Here is a 21,775-nt window from a genome sequence, read left to right as displayed (position 1 = left end):
GGGTCAGAAGCCCGGCAGGATGTCGAAAATGCTGCGCGTGTCAAAGGTCGTGCCGCGTTCCGCGCCAAAGGCCACATCCACGCCGATCGACACGAAGCCCGCGCTTTCGTCGATGGTGCCGTCATCGTAGCGGGCGTTGCCGATCTTGGCGTAGAACGTGGGGCCGCCGTTCAGGTCATAGGCTGCACCAATCCCGAACTGGCTGATGGAACCACCATCAAGGTCGGCATAGTCCAGATCGCCGATGACCGAGATCGCATCACGGATGGCGTATTCGCCGGCGAAACCGATGACGGTCACATCGTCGTCGTTGGACCGGGCGAGATAGGTGGTCAGGTCGCCACCGTAGATGTCGGTGCCGCCTTCGATCCCGACCAGCGTGATGCTCTCGTCGTCGAGGTCGTCATGCGAGACAAAGATGCCGGCAGAGCTGAAGTCGTCGAAATGATAGGTGCCGTGCAGAGTGACGTTCGTGGCGTCGGTGTCGAAATTGTCAGGGCGGTATCCGGCCGCGTTCAGCGACAGGGCATAGGACCGGTTGATCCCGTATTCGATGCCGCCCGAATAGGTGGTGCCACCAAAATCGCTGCCGTCAATCGGTGCATTGTATTCGATACCAAGCTGGCCGCCGGTAATGCCCTGTGCGGAAGCTGTCGTTGATGCGACCGCATAGAGTGCGGCAGCGATTGCTGCGGATGATTTCATTCTACTCGCCTCTAGATTATTCATTGCCGCTTGGTGCGACATTGGGGGCGAGTATCGACGCAAGGGGGGCGTCGGACAAGTTTGATTGCGGCGTATCTGGTCACAACGCCGCAATCTGTTGCTTCAGGGTTTCAGGATTTAGAAACCAAGGATGGTGTGGGCCAGACCGCGACGGTCGAACGTGGCACCGCGTTCTGCACCAAAGGTGTAAGAGGCGGTGACGTTCGCATAGGTCTGGTTGTCGTCGCCCAGGGCCACGATGTCGATGCTTTGACGGCCAAGTTCAGCCGACACGCCAAAGCCATTGCCCAGCGATGCGCCAAGGCCCAGGCCGAAACGGTCCACGCTTGCCACATCCGAGAACCGCAGGTTGTCATAGCGACCCGAAACGGCAAAGGTTTCGGTGATGTCGAATGAGACGGAGGCACCGTATTGGTTCAGGTCGATGTCGCCCAGGTCGATGCCGTCGAACTGGCCTGCATCCACTGCGGTCAGGCCGAAATAGCCCTCGACGTCGCCACGGGGCAGGTCATAGCCCGCCTCGACACCGTAATATGCGATATCGTCGGATCCATCACTGTCGATGCCGTAGTAGGCACCAAAAGAGGCCAGTTCATTGGCGTGATAGATCGCGTGACCGGCCAGCGACAGGATGTCACCGTCAAGGCCAAACACCTCGCCGTCGGTGTAGCTCAGGTCGCCCTGGAACGCGAGTTCACGGCTTGCCGCGAATTCGGCGCTGCCGCCAAGTGTCAGGCCGGACGAATCCAGATCACTGTCGGTGGCGGTGGTATAGCCAATCGACAGATCGCTGCCGGTCAGCGATTGCGCCATGACGCCGGTGGCTGCGAATAGCGGCACGATCAACGCGCCGCAGAAAATCTTGTTCATGCTCTTCCTCATCTTATGCGCGACTCGAATGATGCCGCGTAACCCTTGGGTAGTCCCGTTTCAAAGGTGAGAAAAGGGTCCCAAGGGTTTGAATTTACTAAGATAAGTCAAGTTAAAGTGAAGGTCAGGACTCGCCTGCTTCTGGCTGTTCGTCGGCCTCGCCCTGATCGGCAATCCATGCAACGGACACGACATATTCGCCCTTGGCCGTGTCAAACACCTTGACCCCGCCAGCGCCCCGCGAACGGAAGCTGATCCCATCGACAGGCACCCGGATCGACTGGCCGGTCGAGGTGACCAGCATGATCTGGTCCGACAGATCGACAGGGAAGGACGTCACCAGCGGACCGCCGCGCATCGCCTTGTCCATCGCCGTGACCCCCAGACCGCCACGTCCGCGCACGGGGTAGTCGTGGCTGGACGACAATTTGCCGGATCCTTGCGCCGTGATGGTCAGGATCAGGTTTTCGGCCGCGGACATTTCGGCGTAACGCTCTTGGCTGATGGCACCTGGTGCGACGTCGTCCTCGTCCTCGGATGTTTCCGCATCATCAGACAGACCAGCCATCGCGCGGCGCATTTTCAGATAGGCCGCGCGTTCGGCCGGGTCCGCCTCGAAATGGCGGATGATCGACATCGAAACGACCTCGTCATCGCCGGTCAGGCGGATGCCCCGCACACCGGTCGAGGCACGCGAATTGAAAATCCGCACGTCCGTGGCGGGGAAACGGATCGCACGACCCGAGTTCGTGACCAGCATCACATCGTCGTCGTTGGACGCGATGCGGGCGTTGATCATGCGGATATCCTCGCCGTCCTCGAATTTCATGGCGATCTTGCCGGCGCGGTTCACATTCGTGAAATCCGACAGACGGTTGCGGCGCACGGTGCCCTTGGACGTGGCAAAGACAACCTGAAGATCGTCCCATTCGGATTCGTCACGGTCCACGGGCATGATCGCGGCGATGGAAACGCCCGGATCAATCGGCAGGATGTTGACGATCGCCTTGCCCTTGGCCGTGCGGCTGCCCAGCGGCAGTTGCCAGCATTTCAGTTTGTAGACCATGCCGGAGGTCGTAAAGAACAGCAGCTGCGTGTGGGTGTTCGCCACAAAGAGGGTCGTTACAACGTCCTCTTCCTTGGTCTGCATGGACGACAGGCCCTTGCCGCCGCGCCGCTGCGCGCGGAAATCGGCCAGAGCTGTGCGTTTGATGTAACCGCCAGAGGTGACGGTCACGACCATGTCCTCGCGCTCAATCAGATCCTCGTCGTCCATGTCGCCAGCCCAGTCGACGATCTCGGTGCGCCGGTCGACGGCGTGGTTGTCGCGAACCTCTTTCAGCTCGTCCCGGATGATCTGCATGATCCGGTCGCGTGACCCCAGGATATCGAGATAGTCGCGGATCTTGGCGGCCAGTTCCTTCAGCTCGTCGGTGACTTCCTTGACGCCGATCTGGGTCAGGCGTTGCAGACGCAACTCAAGGATCGCGCGGGCCTGCGCCTCTGACAGGTTGTAGGTGCCGTCGTCGTTGGCGGTATGGGTCGGATCGTCGATCAGCGCGATATATTCGAGGATGTCCTGCGCCGGCCATTTGCGGGTCATCAGCTTTTCGCGGGCCTCGCCTGCGTCGGCAGAGGACCGGATCGTGGCAACGATTTCGTCGATATTGGTGACGGCCACGGCCAGACCGCACAGGATATGCGACCGTTCGCGGGCCTTGCGCAGCAAAAATGCCGTGCGGCGGGCGACGACATCCTCGCGGAAGTCGACAAAGGCGGTAAGGAACCGGCGCAGCGTCAGCGTTTCCGGCTTGCCCCCATTGAGCGCCAGCATGTTGCAGGCAAAGTTGGTCTGCATCGGTGTGAACCGGAACAACTGGTTCAGCACGACCTCTGCCGTGGCATCGCGTTTGAGTTCGACCACGACGCGCACACCGTTGCGGTCGGATTCGTCCTGCACATGGGCGATGCCTTCGATCTTCTTGTCGCGGGCAGCCTCGGCGATGCGGTCGATCATAACCGATTTGTTCACCTGATAGGGCACGTCGTCGATGACGATGGCCCAGCGGTCCTTGCGAATTTCCTCGGTATGGGTGCGCGAGCGCATGATGACCGAACCGCGCCCTTCCAGATAGGCCTTGCGCGCGCCGGACCGGCCCAAAATGATCCCGCCGGTTGGGAAATCGGGGGCCGGGATATAGTCGATCAGCTCCTCGGAGGTGAGGTCCGGATTATCGATCAGCGCCAGCGTGGCATCAATGACCTCACCCAGGTTGTGGGGCGGGATGTTGGTCGCCATGCCCACGGCGATACCGCCTGCGCCGTTGACCAGCATGTTGGGATATTTTGCTGGCAGAACAGAGGGTTCGCGGTCCTTGCCGTCGTAGTTGAGCTGGAAATCGACCGTATCCTTGTCGATGTCGTCCAGCAGATAGTTCGCGACCTTTTGCATCCGCACTTCGGTATAGCGGTAGGCGGCGGCGCGGTCCCCGTCCATGGAGCCAAAGTTGCCCTGACCGTCAAGCAGCACCAGCGACATGGAAAAATCCTGCGCCATGCGCACCAGCGCGTCATAGATCGCGCTGTCGCCGTGGGGGTGGTATTTGCCCATGGTTTCGGCCACGGGGCGGGACGATTTGCGGTAGGGTTTGTCGTAGGTGTTGTTGGTGTCGTGCATCGCATAGAGGATGCGGCGGTGCACCGGTTTCAGACCGTCGCGCAGATCGGGGATCGCCCGGCTGACGATGACGGACATGGCGTAATCCAGATAGGCTGTTTTCAGCTCTTCCTCAATGCTGACCGAGGGGCCGTCATAGACGTAGCGCGCCGGCTGGTCGTCGTCGGAATCGGGGATGTCCGGAGTGTCGGTCATATCGCCTGCTCACCTTGTTGGTCTGCGCCATAGATTGGTCGCGTCAACCTACACGATACAGGATATAGTGTGCAACGGTCGGGGGCCGCTTTGGTCCGCATTTCATGCGGAACGGGGGCGCTGCCCCCGCGCCCCCGGGATATTTCCGACCAGAAGAAGGGTCAGGCCGCGCGCGCGAGCATCCCGAACAGGTCGCGCGGGTCATCGGGATCGGCGATGAAATCGAGATTCTCGACGTAGTCGGTGCCGCGTGCGCGGTCATAGACATAGCGCAGGGCGCTGAAATCCTCGATCGCGAAACCAACGCCATCGAACAGTGTGATCTGATCGGGGCGGCTGCGTCCCGGTGCCTGTCCGGTGAGGACCTGCCACAGTTCGGTATAGGGATGGTCCAGCGGCATTTGCTGCAATTCACCCTCGATCCGGGTCTGGTCGGGAAATTCGACAAACATATCTGCACGGGCGACGATGTCGCGGTGCAGTTCCGTCTTGCCCGGGCAATCGCCGCCGATGGCGTTGATGTGCACGCCTGCGCCCACCATGTTGTCGGTCAGCACCTGCTGGTTGCGTTTGTCCGCCGTGGCGGTGGTGATGACATCAGCCCCCAGCACGGCATCCTGAGCCGATGTGCAGGCCGTCAGGTTGAGACCGGTGTCGCGCAGGTTCGCCATGACCTTGGCGGTGGCTGCGGGATCCACGTCGAACAGGCGTACGTCTGTGATGCCGCAGACCGCCTGAAGGGCGATGATCTGGAATTCGGACTGCGCGCCGTTGCCGATCATCGCCATGGTGCGAGCGTCGGGCCGGGCCAGCGCGCGGGTTGCCATGGCCGAGGTGGCCGCCGTGCGCAGGGCGGTCAGCAGCGTCATTTCCGACAGGAGCAGCGGATAGCCCGAGGCCATATCGGCCAGCAGACCGAACGCGGTGACGGTTTGCAGCCCTTCGGCCATGTTTTTCGGATGGCCGTTGACGTATTTGAATCCATAAAGCGTGTCGTCGGCGGTGGGCATCAGTTCGATCACGCCGCCGGGCGAATGGGCAGGTACGCGAGGCGTCTTGTCAAAGGCAGGCCAGCGTTTGAAATCATCAGTCACGGCCTGCGTCAGCTCGGCCAGAAACACTGGCAAGCCGACATGATGAACGAGGCGCATCATGTTGGCCACGCTGACGAAAGGCACCATGGCCCGTTTTGATGGAGGTGTCATCCGTGGCTCCTTGTGGGGCGATCAAAGACGCGGCGGCCCAGCAGCGACGCGGTCAGGTCGACCATGAGCGACGCCGTTTTGCCCCGGTCATCCAGAAAGGGGTTGAGTTCGACCAGATCCAGTGACGTCACGCTGCCGCTGTCGCACAGCATCTCCATCACCAGATGGCCTTCGCGGACGGTGGCACCGCCCGGCACGGTGGTGCCGACGGCAGGTGCGACAGAGGGATCGAGGAAATCCACATCAAGGCTGACGTGCAACATGCCGTCCACAGCCGCCACACGGTCGAGAAAGGCCGCAAGCGGTGCGCGGATGCCTTCTTCGTCGATGCGGCGCATGTCGACCACGTCCACGTCCATATCCAGTAGCGCGGCATGTTCGGGGCCGTCCACGCTGCGCAACCCGATCATGCAGATATGTGCGGGATCGACCTTTGCTGTGACGGGGGGGAACCCGTCGAAACCGTCACGTCCGATGACATAGCCGACCGGTGTCCCGTGCAGATTGCCGCTGTCGGTCGTATTGGGCGTGTGAATATCGCTGTGCGCATCGAGCCACAGCGCAAAGAACGGCCGTCCTGCCGTCTGCGCATGGGCGGCCATCCCGGCTACGGTGCCCAGCGCCAGTGCATGGTCGCCGCCCAGAAAGATCGGCAGCCCATGGGGGGCCGCGTCCCGTGCGGCCTGCGCAAGCGTTTGGGTCCAACCGATGTTTTCCGCCAGTTTGTAGACGGCGGGGTTGGGGTGGTCCGGCACCGTGACGCTGGCGGGTGTCAGGTTTCCACGATCCTCGACGGTGTGGCCAAGGACGGTGATCGCCTCGGCCAGACCTGCGGTGCGGTAGGCGTCCGGGCCCATCAGGCAGCCCCGGCGGCGTTTACCGCAATCCACGGGTGCGCCGATCAAAATGCAATGTGTCTGTTTCATGCGGCCAAGTCTTGCGGATCGCGCCCCTTGTCACCAGCACGCAGTTTGTGCAAATTGTGTTCGTAATATACAAAGTGGACTGCCGTAATGGACGAATTGGATAATCGCCTGATCCGGGCCCTGAAACGCGATGGCCGTGCACCGGTGCAGACGCTGGCCGCGGATCTGGGGGTGACACGGGCGACCATACGGGCGCGGCTGAACCGGCTGGAGGCGGGTGGTGAAATCGTGGGCTACAGCGTGCTGACCCGCGCCGATGTGGCCCCGCATCCGGTGCGGGGTCTGATGATGCTCGAGGTGCAGGGCCGGGGTGCGGACAAGATCAGTCGCGCCTTGCGGGCCATGCCTGCTGTCGCGCGCGTACATGCGACCAACGGCACCTGGGACCTGATCGCGGAAATCGGCACGGCGTCACTGGAGGCATTCGACACCGTGTTGACGACGATCCGGCAGATCGACGGGATTACCCGGTCGGAAACATCTTTGCTGTTGTCAACACGGGCCTAGGCCCGGCGGGCGGCCGTGATCCAAAGGATGCACAACAGCGCCGAGAACAGGGCGTTCCAGCTGGCCATCGACAGGGTGAACAGCTCCCAGCTGACCTGATCGCACATGATCAGGCGCGGCCCGTCGGTTGACAACAGATCGCCTGTCAGGGGGCTGCCGCCACCGCCCGAACAGCTGCTTGGACCTTCCCACCAGTCGCGTTCGACGCCGGTGTGAAAAACGCCGATGCCCGATGTGATCGCGGTGGCCAGCGCACCCAGCCAAGCCCAGACGCGCAACGGCAGGGTCAAGGCGAGGACGCCGATGACAATGGCGGCCATATGCGGCCAGCGCTGCCACAGGCACATCTGGCAGGGCAGGTATCCCAGGAACTGGAACAGATAGGCACCGGCGAGCAGCAGGGCCGAGCCGCTGGCGGCGGTCAGAATGAGAATTTGACGCGTCATACGACCCCCAGCAGGATAAAGCCGCCGATCAGCAGCACACAGAACAAAACGAACACCAGACCAAGCCGCCGTTCGATGAAATCGCGGATCGGTTCGCCGAATTTCCACAACAGCAGTGCCACGAGGAAAAACCGAAACGCCCGCGCGATGATTGACGAAAGGATGAAGACGGGCAGCGACAGGCCGGTGACGCCGGACGCGATTGTGATAACCTTGAACGGGAACGGCGTGATGCCGGCCACCAGCACGGCCCATGCCCCCCATTCGTTGTATTTCAGCGCAAAGGCTGCGAAATCCTCGGACTTGTGATAGAATTCTAGCACGGGCTGACCCACTGTTTCGAACAGGGCGGCACCGATGTAATAGCCCAGCAGGGCACCCAGAACCGATCCGATCGTGGCGATCCCGGCGATCACAAAGGCCCGGCGTGGGGCGGCGATGATCATGGGGATCATCAGCACATCGGGCGGAATGGGGAAAAAGCTGCTTTCGACAAAGGCCACGATGAACAGCGCCCACAGCGCATAGGGCGAGCGCGACAGCGCCATGGTCCAGTCGTAGAGCGAGCGAAGCATCATCATGCCTTTCAGGTTATGCGCCCACATGCACGCAGCGACGACAGTGCGTCAAGGTGCAGGACCGTTGCGGGGCGACACTTTGACGCTATGGTGGCGGTGTCAAAACCGGGGGAGAGCCGCGATGCAGTGGAGAGGTCGGCGCAGCAGCCGCAATATCGAGCGTCGCGGACGCAGCGGCGGCGGGCGTGCCGTGGGTGGTATCGGTGGGATCGGCGCGATCCTCGTGCTGCTGATCGGCTGGTATTTCGGGGTCGATGTCTCGCCTTTGTTGAATGGTGGCGGGCAGGGCGGGACCCAGCAGATCGACACCAGCGCCATCGATGCGGACGATCCCGAAATGGAACAGTTCGTCGCCGCCGTGCTGGGTCTGACAGAGGATGTCTGGGCGCAGACCTTTGACCAGCAGGTGGGCCAGCCCTACCAGCCGCCCGTTCTGGTGCTGTTCGACGGGATCACGCAATCGGCCTGCGGGACGGCGGATGCGGCCACCGGACCATTCTACTGCCCGGCCGAGGACCGGATTTTTCTGGACACGGCGTTTTTCCGTACGCTGGCGCAGCGGTTGGGCGCAGGCGGTGATTTTGCGCAGGCCTATGTGATTGCCCACGAGGTCGCCCATCACGTCCAGAACGAACTGGGTATCCTGGGGCAGGTGAACCGGTTGCGCGCGCAGGTCAGCCAGGCCGATTCCAACGCGCTGTCGGTACGCACGGAATTGCAGGCGGATTGCTATGCCGGGATCTGGGCGCGCGGGGCACAGGCGGCATTCGGCGTTCTGGAACGCGGCGACCTGCAAGAGGCGATGAATGCCGCCGCTGCCATTGGTGACGATACCCTGCAGGGCAATGCAGGCGGTGTCGTGAGGCCCGACAGTTTCACCCACGGCACCAGCGCGCAGCGCCAGCGCTGGCTGGCGCGCGGGTTCGACAGCGGCCTGTTGACCGATTGCGATACATTTTCCGCACCGCAGCTGTAACCTGCGATTGACGCGGTCGCCGGGCGGGGGTAACAGCCTGCGCACCGGCCGGTGTGGCGGAATGGTAGACGCAGGGGATTCAAAATCCCCCGCCCGCAAGGGCTTGTCGGTTCGAGTCCGACCACCGGTACCAAGCGCATTGGCGCTGCCCCGAATTCCCCTGACTGACTGCTGTCGCGCCACAATATGCCCTGATTCCGCCGTAACGCGTGAACAGTGGTGCGGGCATGGCCTGTTTGTTTCCTGATCGAGATTTGGTTTTGGTTGATCTGGAAAATATTTTGGCCGAAATGTGGCGACGGTATGACTGTTTCGCATTCTGCAACTGACTGGCGAGTCATTTTCCGAAACTTGCCTTAAAAGGCGCAAAATGGGCGTGAAACAGTTCGTTTTGCCCGACATCACGCCAGCCACCCGAATTGGCGTTTCTATTTTGGAAACAATGGGGTTGGGCGTTGTCGCTGGGCAGGCCGCGAATGCCTGCAAAGACGCACAACTCTTACGTGTAAAGCGTGCATATACTCTTTTTTTACTTTCTCACGCCCGCTGCTGTGGGTATTCATATTGTGTTCTTGGGGGGGCAACCGGTTGTTTGGGGACGACCGGCCCACGTTGATCGTGGGGAATGTGGTGTCTGCTGGCAGGGTCCGATCCCTGATCTTGCAGTTTTATTTAGTCGGCTGATGCCGATTTCGTGTTTTCGCCCTGGTGGGCGGGAGCCTGTGTCTGCGCACAGTTTGGCTTTGGAGAGCTATCATGACTGCTATTTCGAACGTAAATCTGATTTATCTCGGCAATTACGCTGACGTCGATGTCAGCGAGTTCACCACATCCCTTTTGCTGTTCAAAACCGTCAATTACGACGCAGAGCATGCAGCCAACCTGGAAGGTATTACGCGTACGTCCAGCCAGCTCTCGCTGGTCCAGGCGACGCTGCGGGACGCAGAGCATGACGGCGTGATTTCCGACAACGAGAACAGCCACGACACGGTCGCCTACACGATCAACGGCACATCCTACCATAATAAGACCGACAGCACGCTGACCGGTACGCTGCGCGTGACGCTGTCGGATGGTTCCGTGCGCGACATCGACGCCCTGTTGGTCCAGCAGGACAACGGTGACCTGTTCGTCAGCGACCTGCTGAACGGCGGCACCCTCGACAATCTCTCCATCGCGCAGATCGAAATCACCGACATCAAGACGACCGATTCCAAGGGCTGGTTCTCTAACCAGTCCGTCGACAACACCACTTTCGCCCCCGTCGTCGTCACGCCCCCCGCACCCGATGGCGATGGCACCGTGCTGGGCACGGACGGCGATGATGTGATCAATGGTGCCTACAATGGCGACCCCGAAGGTGACCGGATCGACGCTGGCGACGCGATTGCCGCTGGCGCTGGCCCTGACGATGATATCGTGGTTGCAGGTCTGGGCGACGATACGGTGCTGGCCGGTCTGGGCGAGGACACCGTGTTTGGCGACACAGCCGGCGGCGGCGAAACCGCAGCTGATGGCGACGACCTGCTGTTTGGTGGTGCCGGTGACGACACCGTGTTCGGCCAGGGCGGCGACGACACGATTTTCGGCGATGCAGGCGGTGACGTGATTGCGGTCGGCGCGCGTGAATCGTTCGAATGGAACAAGGCCCCCGGCATTGCCACGAATGGCCATCTCCAGCATTTCACGCAGGATACTGGCACGGTCAACGTCAGCTTTACCTTCAGCGAAAACTACCCGCACGAGATCGACACCACGCTGGCTGGCAATGTCCAGAACATCAACGGGATCGATGCCGATGGCGAGGCGATCGACGGCACCAGCTCCTTGTCGTCGGAACTGCCTGCATCGCACAAGAATGCGCAATACAACCTGGCGTTCGATACGCCGGTGACCAACGTGTCGTTCAACATCAACGACGTGGACGGTGACGGCGTGGTACGGGTGCAGGCGTTCGACGCCAACGGCCAGCAGATTTCCGTCAATCTGGACGGCGGATCGCATGTCACGCTGAAAAACACCGACAGCGTGGCCGGTGCGGATACCATCGACAGCAATGGCGGCTACCTCGAAGACATCTCTGACGCCTATTCGGCGACCGTGACCATCCCCGGTCCCGTGTCCCGCATCGAGGTGTTCCATTCGCAGGATGGCCACAACAATTCCGGTGTCAACCTCACCGATGTGTATTTTGACGGCGCGTCCACCATCGTGGACGAAGGCGTGGCAGGCGACGACGTCCTGTTCGGCGGGTCCGGCAATGACGTGATCGAAGGCAACGGCGGCGACGACAGCATCTTTGGCGGTTCGGGCAACGACACGATCGACGGTGACACCTCTGGTCAGGCTGGCGGCACGCCGGGCCCCGTGGTGCGTGAATCCTTCAACTGGGACCTGGTGACCGATGCAGAGGTCGATTCGACCGTGACGCAGAACACCGGTGCCATCGACGTGACCTACACGCGCACCATAGACACTGGCGCGCATTTCTCGGAACTCAGCCACGATGCGCTGAACACCCAAGGCATCCTGTCGGGTGGCGAGGTCGTGGACAACGACACGTCGCTGGCGTCGGAAACCAGCGGTTTCGGCAACACGGGCCAGTTCCAGTGGGCGTTCTCGGCACCAGTCGAAAACGTATCGTTCAACGTCAATGACATCGACGGCGACGGCGTGGTCAAGATCGAGGCCTTTGACGCGAACGGTGTCGCGATCCCTGTGACCCTGACCGGCGGAAGCCATCTGACACTGAAGGACACGGACTCCGTGGCCGGTGCGGACACGGCCGACAGCAACGGTGGGTATCAGGCCGACACGTCCCCCAATTATAACCTGAATGTGCTGGTGCAGGGCCCGGTGTCGAAAATCGTGTTGACCCACACGCAGGACGGGCACGACAATTCCGGCATCAATGTCACCGACATCTATTTCAACGCGGCACCCGATCTGGTGGGCGGTGACAATGCCGATGCCGGCAATGATTTTATCGACGGTGGGGAAGGTGACGACATCATCGCCGGGAACGGCGGCGATGACAGCATTCTGGGCGGTTCTGGCGACGACGTGATCCGTGGCGACAATGGCGTTGTCACGGACCCGGTCGATCCGACCCCGCCGCAGACCGACGACACCGTGCAGATCGCACCTGTTGCGGGTGCCAAGTTCACACTGGCGGTCTGGGACCTGTCGACAGTCGACCAGACCACGGCGGCTGGAAAGCATCCGACATTCCCCGACGGCACGTCGGGTAACAGCAATGTTGTGGGCAACACGTTCACCATCCCCGTTGGCACGCAGCCGGTTTCGGTTGGTGTCAACGACAATGACCTGCTGTTCGGCGATGGCGACACGTCGCAGGTACTGGCGCAGAGCGTCACCATCGACGGCGAGTTCGGCAAGGCCGGGACACGCTTTACCCCCGAATACGCGTATTCGGTACGTGACAGCGCAGGCAATGTGATCGACGTCTATGCGGTCGAGCTGAATGGCAACGAGACTGTGGGTTTCGTGACCGACAAGCCGCTGACCCAGGACGAGACCTATGAGGTCATCGGCCGCATCAGCACCCATCCGCACATCCCCTTCAACGAAATCGCGACCAGCTACAACGTGCCGGCAGGCACCGGCACGCCCATCGGTGGCGGCAATGGTGGCACGCCCATCGTGGCCGTTGACGGCGACGACGTGATCGACGGCGGTGTTGGAAACGACATTATCGAAGGCAACGGCGGTCAGGACTTTATCGACGGCGGCGAAGGCAACGACGTGATCACTGCCGGTGTCGGTGACGAGGTTGATCCGTCAACCGCGCCCGCATCGGGTATGCGGCCTGCGGACGATTACCAGAACGCCTATGCTGGCGGTGCTGGCGGCGACCTGATCGTGGGCGGCGTCGGTGACGACATCATCACTGGTGATGACGACAGCCGCGTGTCCGAAAAGACGGGCCAAGGCTTTGACGCGGGTGCGGACGGTTCCGACACGATCTTTGGCGGCGAAGGCAACGACGAAATCCACGTCGGCACCTGGGCCGACGGCGAGCAGAATCTGGCGAATGAATCGCTGGGCAATGCCGCAGACACCGCATTCGGTGGCGCTGGTGACGACATTCTGGTCGGCGACAACGGCGACGACGTGCTGGTCGGTGACGAAGGTGACGACCGCATCATCGCGGGCGGCGGTCAGGATTTCGTCAGCGGCAGCGCTGGCAATGACACGATCACCGCAGGTGCGGGTGATCCCGACGGAACCGGTGGTCAGGCCGCATCCGGCGCGCGTCCGGCAGATGAATACGACAACGCCTTTGCGGGCGGGTCGGGCGACGACACCATCACGGGTGGTGCCGGCGACGATATCATCACCGGTGACGACGACAGCCGCGTGTCCGACAAGACAGGCGAAGCCTTCGATCCGAACGCTGACGGGTCCGATGTCATCTATGGCGGTGCGGGCGATGACGAAATTCATGTGGGCTCCTGGGCTGACGGTGAACAGGATCTGGCAAATGAATCGCTCGGTTTTGCCGACGACACGGCCTATGGCGGTGACGGCAACGACATCCTTGTGGGCGATCTGGGCAACGATACGCTGTACGGCGATGCTGGCGACGATCTGATCATCGGCACAGGTGGCAACGACAAGATCTTTGGCGGCGACGATGCCGATACGATCCGCGCCACGGCAGGCGATGTTGTCGACGGCGGCACGGGCACGACGACGGGGACCGATTTCGACGTGCTGGAAATCCCGGCGGGTCAGCCGTTCATCAACGCAGGTCCGGGCGGCGTAGGTCTGCCCGTGCTGGATGCGGATGGCGACAGCTTCTCGGGTCGGATCATCTTTACCGATGGAAACGGCAACCCGACCGGCGGCGTCATCGACTACACCGAGATCGAGGAGATCCGCGGTGGTGAGCCAGAGAATGGCGCACCGGTTGCGGTCGAGGACCTGCTGGCCGCTGGCGAGGACGATGCAAGCGGCATCATCGGCAATGTGCTGGGTAACGATACCGATCCCGACAATGACACGCTGACGGTATCCGCCGTAAACGGCGTGCCGGGTGATGTCGGCCAGCCGGTCGATCTGCCGGACGGCGGAACCGTGACCATCGCGCCGGACGGCACGGTCACATTCGATCCCGCCGGCGATTTCGAAGAGCTGGGCGAAGGCGAAACTGCCACGACCACCTTTACTTACACCGTGACGGATCCCGATGGGGCCGAGGACACGGCGACGGTGACGATTACGGTGACGGGAACCAATGACGCCCCCGTGGCGGTCATGGATGAATTCCCGGTGTCCGAGGATCAGGATCCGACGACAGTGATCGGCAACGTTCTGGACAACGACAGCGACCCCGAAGGCGATCCGCTGACGGTCGGTTCCGTGAACGGCGATCCGGCAAATGTCGGCCAGCCTGTCGCGGGCGACAACGGTGGTCTGGTCACCATCAACCCCGATGGCACGGTCACCTTTGATCCGAACGGTGAATTCGATGATCTGGCGGAGGGCGAAGAAGCCACCACGACGGTCACCTACACACCCCAGGACGACTCCGGCCTGCCGGGCGATCCTGTGACGGTCACCCTGACCGTGACCGGCACCAATGACGGTCCCGTGGCCATCGCTGACAATTTGGGTGCGGGTGAGGATGACGCGAATGCCGTCATCGGCAACGTGCTGGGCAACGATACCGACCCCGAGAATGATCCTCTGACGGTGTCTGCGGTAAACGGTGATTCCAACAGCGTGGGCGTGCCTGTGGCCGCCGACAACGGCGGCACGGTCACCATCGCGCCGAACGGCACGATCGCATTCGACCCCAACGATGATTTCGAGCAGCTGGGCGAGGGCGAAACCGCGACCACGACGGTCACGTATACCGTGACCGACCCCGATGGGGTCGAGGACACGGCAACGGTGACGATCACCGTGACCGGGACCAACGACGCGCCAATTGCGGTCGCGGATACCGGTGTGTCGTCGGCGGATATGGTTCAGCCGCTGGACAACGTGTTGGGCAACGATACCGATCCGGACCTCAACGATGTCCTGACGGTGGGGGCGGTCGATGGCGATCCGGCGAAGGTGGGTCAGCCCGTGGCTGGCGACAACGGCGGTCTGGTCACGATCAACCCCGACGGGTCTGCATCCTTTGATCCGAACGGCGAGTTCGACAACCTGGCCGAAGGCGAAGAAGTCACGACAACGGTGACCTACACGGTCATCGACGGCAACGGCGGCGAGGACTCCACGACGGTGACCATCACCGTGACGGGCACCAATGGCGCACCGGTGGCGACGAATGATCCGCTGACCGCAGGCGAGGACGACCCAAGCGGCATCATCGGCAATGTGCTGGACAACGACGTTGATCCGAACGGCGATCCGCTGACGGTTGCGGCCGTGAACGGAGTGCCGGGCGACGTGGGCCAGCCTGTTGATCTGCCCGATGGCGGAACCGTGACCATCGCGCCGGACGGCACGGTCACATTCGATCCCGCCGGCGATTTCGATGACCTGGGCGAGGGCGAAGAGCGCACCACGACCGTGACCTACACCGTGACCGACCCCGCCGGGGCCGAGGACACGGCTACGGTGACGATCACGGTGACGGGAACCAATGACGCCCCCGTGGCGGTCATGGATGAATTCCCGGTGTCCGAGGATCAGGATCCGACGACAGTGATCGGCAACGTTCTGGACAACGACAGCGACCCCGAAGGCGATCCGCTGACGGTCGGTTCCGTGAACGGCGATCCGGCAAATGTCGGCCAGCCTGTCGCGGGCGACAACGGTGGTCTGGTGACCATCAACCCCGATGGCACGGTCACCTTTGATCCGAACGGTGAATTCGATGATCTGGCGGAGGGCGAAGAAGCCACCACGACGGTCACCTACACACCCCAGGACGACTCCGGCCTGCCGGGCGATCCTGTGACGGTCACCCTGACCGTGACCGGCACCAATGACGGTCCCGTGGCCAGTGACGATATCTTTGTGGTTGCGGCAGACGAAACCGCCGGCGACGTCGACGGGAATGTCATTACCGGTGACAACGGCGCGGGAGTCGATACCGACCCCGAGGGCGACACGCTGACCGTGGTCGGTGTGAATGCAGCCCTGGGTGGCGTTGGCACGCCTGTTGCCGGTGACAACGGTGGTCTGTTCACCATTGCCGCCGACGGTACGGTCGATTTCGATCCGAACGGTGATTTCGACAATGTCGGCCTGAACGACGTGGTCGAGACATCTGTCACCTATACCATCAGCGACGGGAATGGCGGTACCGATACGGCGACCGTGACCTTCCGCGTGGGTGGTGACAACGACGGTACCATCCAGGGCACCGCCGGTGACGACATCATCAACCCCGACATTCCCTATGTGGATGCGGATGGCGATATCGTCGACGGCAACGATGCCAAACTGCCCGGCGATACCGGAAACGACGACCTGATCCTCGGGTTCGAAGGTGACGACAGCATCGACGCCGGTGACGGCAACGACGAAGTCTTTGGCGGAGCCGACGATGACACCATCGACGGTGGTGTCGGCGACGACACGCTGAGCGGTGACGCGGGCAACGATAGCATCTTTGGCAACGACGGGGATGATACCATCCTCGGCGGTGAGGGAGACGACTCGATCCGCGGTGGCGACGGCGTCGATACCATCGAGGGCGGTGCCGGCAACGACACCATCAACGGCGGTGACGACAACGACACCATCGACGGTGGCGCTGGCAACGACGTGCTGGACGGCAACCTGGGCGACGACGTTGTCGTGGGCGGTGACGGCAACGACACCATCCAAGGCGGTGCCGGCAACGATACGCTGGCCGGTGACGCAGGCGACGACAGCATCACGGGCGGGGTCGGCAGCGACTCTGTCACGGGTGGTGACGGCAACGACGTCATCAACACGGGCAACCACGCCAACCCGGCGACGGACTACGACTATCCGGGTGCCACGGTGCCGGGTCTGCCGATCGGTGACAACGATCCGTTCCCGAACGATGACCGCGACGTGGTCGACGGTGGTGCAGGTGATGACATCATCACAACCGGCGACGACGACGATATCGTGTTCGGTGGCACGGGCAACGATACGATCGACGCGGGTATCGACGATGACTTTGTCAGCGGCGGTGCAGGCAACGATACGATCATCGGCGGGCAGGGCGTTGACACCCTGCAGGGCGATGACGGTGACGACGTGATCTTTGGCGGTCTGGAAACGGATACCTTTGATCTGCCCGATGCCATTGATCCGGCACCTGACGACAACCGCGACACCATCTTTGGCGGCGCTGGCAACGACACGATCTATGGTCGTGACGATGCGGACAGCATCTCTGGCGGGACCGGCGATGACCTGATCTTTGGCGGTATCGACGACGATACGATCGCCGGGAACCAGGGCAACGACACGCTGTATGGCGATCAGGGGAATGATACCCTGACCGGCAGCCTGGACGACGACCTGGTCTATGGTGGCACTGGCGATGACTTTATCCAGGGCGGTAGCGGTTTCGACACGCTGTACGGCGATGAAGGAAACGACAGGATCCAGGGTGGCAACGACGACGACCAGATCTTTGGTGGCGTCGGTGACGACAGCATCCAGGGCGGTGGCGGCAACGACACCATCGACGGTGGCGAAGGGAACGATCTGATCGGTGCCTTTGACGGCGACGACAGCATCCTGGGCGGTGAGGGTGACGATGTCATCCGCAGTCAGGGCGGCGACGATTCGATCTTTGGCGGTGACGGCAATGATCAGATCTATGCAGGGGCCGGAAACGACACGGTTGCTGGCAACATGGGCGACGACACCATCTTTGGTGGCGAAGGCGATGACAGTCTGACCGGCAGCTTTGGAAACGACTCTGTCTTTGGGGGGGCCGGCAACGACTTTATCCAAGGCGGTGCGGATACCGATCTGCTTGACGGTGGCGACGGCGACGATCGCATCCAGGGCGACAACGGTGACGACCTGATCTTTGGCGGGGCTGGCAACGACAGCATCCAGGGTGGCGGCGGCAACGACGTCGTCGATGGCGGCACCGGGGACGATATCATCGGCGGGTTTATCGGCGACGACAGCATCCTGGGTGGTGACGGCAACGATGTCATCCGCTCCGGCGGCGGGTCCGACACGGTCGACGGTGGTGCTGGCAACGACCAGATCTTTACCGACGAAGGTAACAGCAACCTGCCGGACAAGGATTATCCGGGCGACGGTCTGGCCGCTGATCCCGATCCGTTCGACAACCGCGACACAGTGTTCGGTGGTGACGGCGACGATACGATCCGGACGGGCGACGATGCGGATACCATCTTTGGTGGTGACGGGTCGGACAACATCGATGCGGGTGTCGACGATGACGTCATCAGCAGCGGTGACGGTGCTGACGTGGTTCGCGGCGGGTTCGGCAACGATACCTTTTCCGACGTGTCCTCTGGCGATGTCATCTTTGGCGGCGAAGACCCCGACGATGGTGATATCGACCGGTTCAACTTTGACCAGGCGACCCTGGACAAGATCGACCGGATCGAAACCAACGGCGGTGCAGGTGATGCGGAAGAGCTGCGCGAAAGCGGTACCATCTTCTTCAAGGATGGCACGACCGCGACCTTTGAGGAAATCGAGGCACCCTGCTTTACGCCGGGCACCCTGATCGCCACGCCAAAGGGCGAGCGTCTGGTCGAGGACCTGCGTGTGGGTGACAAGATCATCACCCGCGACAACGGCATCCAAGAAATCGCCTGGTACGGTCAGAAGGAGTTCACCGGCAAGGAGCTAGCGGCGAAACCGCACATGAAGCCGATCCTGGTCAAAGCCGGATCACTGGGCCACGGTCTGCCAGAGCGCGACATGATGCTGTCTCCGAACCACCGCCTGCTGGTGTCCAGCGAGAAGACGCAGCTCTACTTTGAAGAGCGTGAGGTTCTTGCAGCGGCCAAGCACATGGTGGGTGCGCAGGGGATCCATACGGTGGATGTCATGCGGACGACCTACATACACTTCATGTTCGAACAGCACGAAGTCGTGCTGTCGAACGGGGCATGGACCGAAAGCTTCCACCCGGGTGACTATTCGCTGAATGGTCTGGGCAACAGCCAGCGGAACGAGATCTTTGAACTCTTCCCCGAGCTGAAGACCGAAGCCGGTCTGCAAGGTTACCAGTCCGCCCGCAAGGCACTGAAAAAGCACGAAGCCAAGCTCTTGATGAAGTAAGCGACATGCAGCCAGTTCCCGTGCCAGTGCGGCACGGGAATACGAAAACAGGGGCCCGCGCGGGCCCCTGTTTTCGTTTTATCGACCGCTTGGTCCTGGCTGATCAGCGCGCCGCGCGCCAGGCCGCCCATGCCTCTGGCGTATCGAGGTCCAGACGTGCGCGATCATCTGAAAATCGCACCAGAACCGTCTGATCTGTAAACGTTTTCATGATTTCGCTGCCGCCGGAAACGCCGGTCAGATGTGCAAATCTCGGACGTAGGCTTGCATCGCACAGGATCGGGTGTCCGGGGCGACCGTCTGCGGTCGCCCCGCGCCAGATCAAGGCGTCCGATCGGGTGTTGCGGGCGTCGATCAGTGATTGCATGTCAGCGTCGGTGATGTCCGGCATGTCCGCCAAGATGATCATGAACGCCGGACAGGCAGGCAGTTGTGCGATTGCGTCGCGCATTGTGCCGGACAGACCATCGGCGGCGTTCGGCGTCTGCAGCACCGTCACGGCAAGCCCATCCAGCGTCGCGCGGCGCGCCTGCGCGTTATGGTGCAAGGCAACATGAACAGGGCCGACGCAGGCAGCGCGGCCCACCACGATACGCAACAACGGTTCGCCGTCGATCAATGCAGTCAGCTTGTCCGTGCCGTGCATCCGCGACGCAGCACCAGCCGCGAGGACAACGATCGGGATATTTTCGATTTTATCCCGGTTTGTCATATCGTTACGGGATGATCCTTGTGTATTTTGTGCCTTCGAGCGTGGCACCGATACGCAGGCCCGATTGGGCAAACAGGATCGCGATCACGGGGGCGAGCGATGTAATCGTCTCGGCGCGCAGCACCTCGCCACGTTCCGGGACGGCATATTCCAGATCACCGCCCGCGGCCCATCCGGCACTGGCACGGAAATCTGCAAGCGCGTTTTGCGTCATGAAAAACAGGACGTGGCTGTATTGCTGCGCACCGATCTGAAAACCGGCGGATGCACTGGCGGCGGAATAGTAATCCACGGTCAAGCCATTGACCTGCAATGCGCCGCGCCCAAAGGATCCACCGATCCCCAGACCGGCCTCGGTCACGACGGGCATAACCAGCCGACCGGCGCAGCGTTCGCTCAGATCGCGGGTGCCGGGATAAGTATCGTGCATGAATGCCACAGTGCTGGCCACGCGCGCATCAATCGTCGCGGCAGCCCCGTTTCCAACGCCATTTCCGCAGCCCGCTAGCCCGGCGGTGGCCGCAGCCGCACCCGTCAACAGCACGCGCCGTCTGTTCAATATTGTCATCTGAGTTGCCCTTTTACTGCCGATGAGACGTTTTCCGCCTTCTGTCGCACAAGTATAAGCGCATTGTGCAAATCTGTCACACCCTTAATGCAGCCTTAGGCCATATTACGCAGCATCCGGGCGGCGGCTGGGGCAAAATATGTGAGGATACCGTCGCAACCTGCTCTTTTGAATGACAAAAGGCTTTCCATCATGACCTTGTCACCATCCAGCCAACCGTTTTGTGCAGCCGCCTGCAACATCGCGTATTCGCCCGATACCTGATAGGCGAACACCGGGACGCTGAACATCTCCTTGGCGGCACGGCAGATATCGAGATAGGGCATGCCGGGTTTCACCATGATCATGTCGGCACCTTCTGACAGGTCGCGTTCGACAAGGCGCATCGCCTCGTCCGCATTGCCGGGGTCCATCTGATAGGTGTTCTTGTCGCCCGTCAGTGCGGCAGAGGCACCGACCGCGTCTCGGAACGGCCCGTAAAAGGCACTGGCGTATTTCGCAGTATAGCTGAGGATCGCCACGTTGTGATGACCGTGGGATTCGAGTGCTGCGCGAATGGCAGCGATCCGGCCGTCCATCATGTCGGAGGGCCCAAGGATATCGGCACCGGCCTCGGCCTGTGCGATGGCCATTTTCACCAGTGCTTCGACGGTCCGGTCATTCACGATCTGGCCGTCCTCGACGAAACCGTCATGGCCATTGATGTTGTAGGGGTCCAGCGCGATGTCGGTCATGATCGCCATTTCGGGAACCGCGTCCTTGATCGCCCGGATCGTTTGGTTGCTGATGTTGTCCGGCGACCAGGCCAGCGCGCAATCTTCGGTGCGGGCATCCATGCTGGTGTAGGGAAAAATGCAGATGGCCGGAATCCCCAGGGCATGGGCCTCTTTGGCGGCGGCCACGGCGCGGTCCAGTGTCTTGCGTGTTACACCGGGCATGGAAGGGATCGCCTCTTCGGTGTCGGTGCCGTCCATCACGAAAATCGGCCAGATCAGGTCATCCACGCTTAGCCTGTGTTGCCGCGACAGCCGCCGCAGGGCATCGGTGCTGCGCAGGCGGCGCAGGCGTGTGGCGGGGAAGGGTGCAACGGTGGGTTTCATGGGCGGGCCTTTCTTGTCACACCTGATGGGTCGCACGGAAATGCGAT

At 61.7% G+C, this 21,775-nt stretch carries 13 protein-coding genes and 1 tRNA gene; 4 read left to right on the top strand and 10 right to left on the bottom strand.

Annotated elements, in window-relative coordinates; translation table 11 throughout:
- Positions 1-3 precede the first annotated feature (3 nt).
- From BMX27_RS08970 to rocF, 5 genes are all read right to left on the bottom strand, one after another.
- On the bottom strand, positions 4-705 hold the full coding sequence (locus tag BMX27_RS08970) for a hypothetical protein (protein WP_090159494.1): 702 nt from the start codon (positions 703-705) through the stop codon (positions 4-6).
- 138 nt (positions 706-843) lie between these two features.
- Entirely contained in the window at positions 844-1,596 is a 753-nt protein-coding gene (locus BMX27_RS08965) for a hypothetical protein (protein ID WP_090159493.1), read from the bottom strand.
- A 124-nt stretch (positions 1,597-1,720) separates the two neighbouring features.
- The gene (gyrA, locus tag BMX27_RS08960; protein ID WP_090159492.1) at positions 1,721-4,468 is read right to left on the bottom strand and encodes a DNA gyrase subunit A; all 2,748 of its coding nucleotides are present in this window, start codon (positions 4,466-4,468) and stop codon (positions 1,721-1,723) included.
- 161 nt (positions 4,469-4,629) lie between these two features.
- Complete coding sequence (locus tag BMX27_RS08955; protein WP_090159491.1) at positions 4,630-5,673, bottom strand: ornithine cyclodeaminase; 1,044 nt, start codon at positions 5,671-5,673, stop codon at positions 4,630-4,632.
- Positions 5,670-6,599: an arginase gene (gene rocF / locus BMX27_RS08950; RefSeq protein WP_090159490.1), complete on the bottom strand. Its 930-nt coding sequence runs from the start codon at positions 6,597-6,599 to the stop codon at positions 5,670-5,672. Before rocF ends, BMX27_RS08955 begins: the two co-directional genes overlap by 4 nt.
- Before the next feature lie 87 nt (positions 6,600-6,686).
- On the opposite strand from rocF, the gene BMX27_RS08945 reads away from it, so the two are divergent.
- Entirely contained in the window at positions 6,687-7,106 is a 420-nt protein-coding gene (locus BMX27_RS08945) for an Lrp/AsnC family transcriptional regulator (protein ID WP_090159489.1), read from the top strand.
- On the opposite strand, the gene BMX27_RS08940 is transcribed toward BMX27_RS08945, so the two are convergent.
- Positions 7,103-7,552: a disulfide bond formation protein B gene (locus BMX27_RS08940; RefSeq protein ID WP_090159488.1), complete on the bottom strand. Its 450-nt coding sequence runs from the start codon at positions 7,550-7,552 to the stop codon at positions 7,103-7,105. The two genes, BMX27_RS08945 and BMX27_RS08940, sit on opposite strands and share 4 nt — an antisense overlap.
- On the bottom strand, positions 7,549-8,127 hold the full coding sequence (locus BMX27_RS08935) for a YqaA family protein (RefSeq protein WP_090159655.1): 579 nt from the start codon (positions 8,125-8,127) through the stop codon (positions 7,549-7,551). The genes BMX27_RS08940 and BMX27_RS08935 overlap by 4 nt, the downstream gene beginning before the upstream one ends.
- A 124-nt stretch (positions 8,128-8,251) precedes the next feature.
- Here BMX27_RS08935 and BMX27_RS08930 point away from each other — a divergent pair, with 124 nt between their 5' ends.
- The 3 genes from BMX27_RS08930 to BMX27_RS08920 all read left to right on the top strand — a co-directional run bounded on the left by BMX27_RS08930 (position 8,252) and on the right by BMX27_RS08920 (position 19,348).
- Positions 8,252-9,106, top strand: coding sequence for a KPN_02809 family neutral zinc metallopeptidase (locus BMX27_RS08930; protein ID WP_090159487.1), 855 nt, complete (start codon positions 8,252-8,254; stop codon positions 9,104-9,106).
- 47 nt (positions 9,107-9,153) lie between these two features.
- A tRNA-Leu gene (locus BMX27_RS08925) sits at positions 9,154-9,239 on the top strand.
- Between the two features lie 623 nt (positions 9,240-9,862).
- On the top strand, positions 9,863-19,348 hold the full coding sequence (locus tag BMX27_RS08920) for an Ig-like domain-containing protein (protein WP_090159486.1): 9,486 nt from the start codon (positions 9,863-9,865) through the stop codon (positions 19,346-19,348).
- Positions 19,349-19,451: 103 nt separating this feature from the next.
- On the opposite strand, the gene BMX27_RS08915 is transcribed toward BMX27_RS08920, so the two are convergent.
- The 3 genes from BMX27_RS08915 to hemB all read right to left on the bottom strand — a co-directional run bounded on the left by BMX27_RS08915 (position 19,452) and on the right by hemB (position 21,728).
- Complete coding sequence (locus BMX27_RS08915; RefSeq protein ID WP_090159485.1) at positions 19,452-20,060, bottom strand: nucleotidyltransferase family protein; 609 nt, start codon at positions 20,058-20,060, stop codon at positions 19,452-19,454.
- Between the two features lie 4 nt (positions 20,061-20,064).
- Positions 20,065-20,628 (bottom strand): lipid-binding SYLF domain-containing protein, encoded by a 564-nt coding sequence (locus BMX27_RS08910; protein WP_090159484.1) that lies wholly within the window; start codon positions 20,626-20,628, stop codon positions 20,065-20,067.
- 95 nt (positions 20,629-20,723) lie between these two features.
- Positions 20,724-21,728 carry a porphobilinogen synthase gene (gene hemB, locus BMX27_RS08905; protein ID WP_090159483.1) on the bottom strand — a complete coding sequence of 335 codons (1,005 nt, stop codon included), beginning with the start codon at positions 21,726-21,728 and terminating at the stop codon, positions 20,724-20,726.
- Between the last annotated feature and the right edge of the window lie 47 nt (positions 21,729-21,775).

Origin of the sequence: Loktanella sp. DSM 29012, assembly GCF_900110705.1 — a bacterium.
GTDB classification, from domain to species: Bacteria; Pseudomonadota; Alphaproteobacteria; order Rhodobacterales; family Rhodobacteraceae; genus Loktanella; species Loktanella gaetbuli.
Note: the sequence above shows the minus strand (reverse complement) of the source record. Positions and strands in the feature narration are given on the sequence as shown.

Bases quoted from the DNA above. Each gene is read 5' to 3' on its own strand.
- BMX27_RS08970 (WP_090159494.1), bottom strand. From the start codon at position 705: ATGAAATCATCCGCAGCAATCGCTGCCGCACTCTATGCGGTCGCATCA.
- hemB (WP_090159483.1), bottom strand. From the start codon at position 21,728: ATGAAACCCACCGTTGCACCCTTCCCCGCCACACGCCTGCGCCGCCTG.
- BMX27_RS08945 (WP_090159489.1), top strand. From the start codon at position 6,687: ATGGACGAATTGGATAATCGCCTGATCCGGGCCCTGAAACGCGATGGC.
- BMX27_RS08930 (WP_090159487.1), top strand. From the start codon at position 8,252: ATGCAGTGGAGAGGTCGGCGCAGCAGCCGCAATATCGAGCGTCGCGGA.
- rocF (WP_090159490.1), bottom strand. From the start codon at position 6,599: ATGAAACAGACACATTGCATTTTGATCGGCGCACCCGTGGATTGCGGT.
- BMX27_RS08940 (WP_090159488.1), bottom strand. From the start codon at position 7,552: ATGACGCGTCAAATTCTCATTCTGACCGCCGCCAGCGGCTCGGCCCTG.
- gyrA (WP_090159492.1), bottom strand. From the start codon at position 4,468: ATGACCGACACTCCGGACATCCCCGATTCCGACGACGACCAGCCGGCG.
- BMX27_RS08965 (WP_090159493.1), bottom strand. From the start codon at position 1,596: ATGAACAAGATTTTCTGCGGCGCGTTGATCGTGCCGCTATTCGCAGCC.
- BMX27_RS08955 (WP_090159491.1), bottom strand. From the start codon at position 5,673: ATGACACCTCCATCAAAACGGGCCATGGTGCCTTTCGTCAGCGTGGCC.
- BMX27_RS08915 (WP_090159485.1), bottom strand. From the start codon at position 20,060: ATGACAAACCGGGATAAAATCGAAAATATCCCGATCGTTGTCCTCGCG.
- BMX27_RS08935 (WP_090159655.1), bottom strand. From the start codon at position 8,127: ATGCTTCGCTCGCTCTACGACTGGACCATGGCGCTGTCGCGCTCGCCC.
- BMX27_RS08910 (WP_090159484.1), bottom strand. From the start codon at position 20,628: ATGACAATATTGAACAGACGGCGCGTGCTGTTGACGGGTGCGGCTGCG.
- BMX27_RS08920 (WP_090159486.1), top strand. From the start codon at position 9,863: ATGACTGCTATTTCGAACGTAAATCTGATTTATCTCGGCAATTACGCT.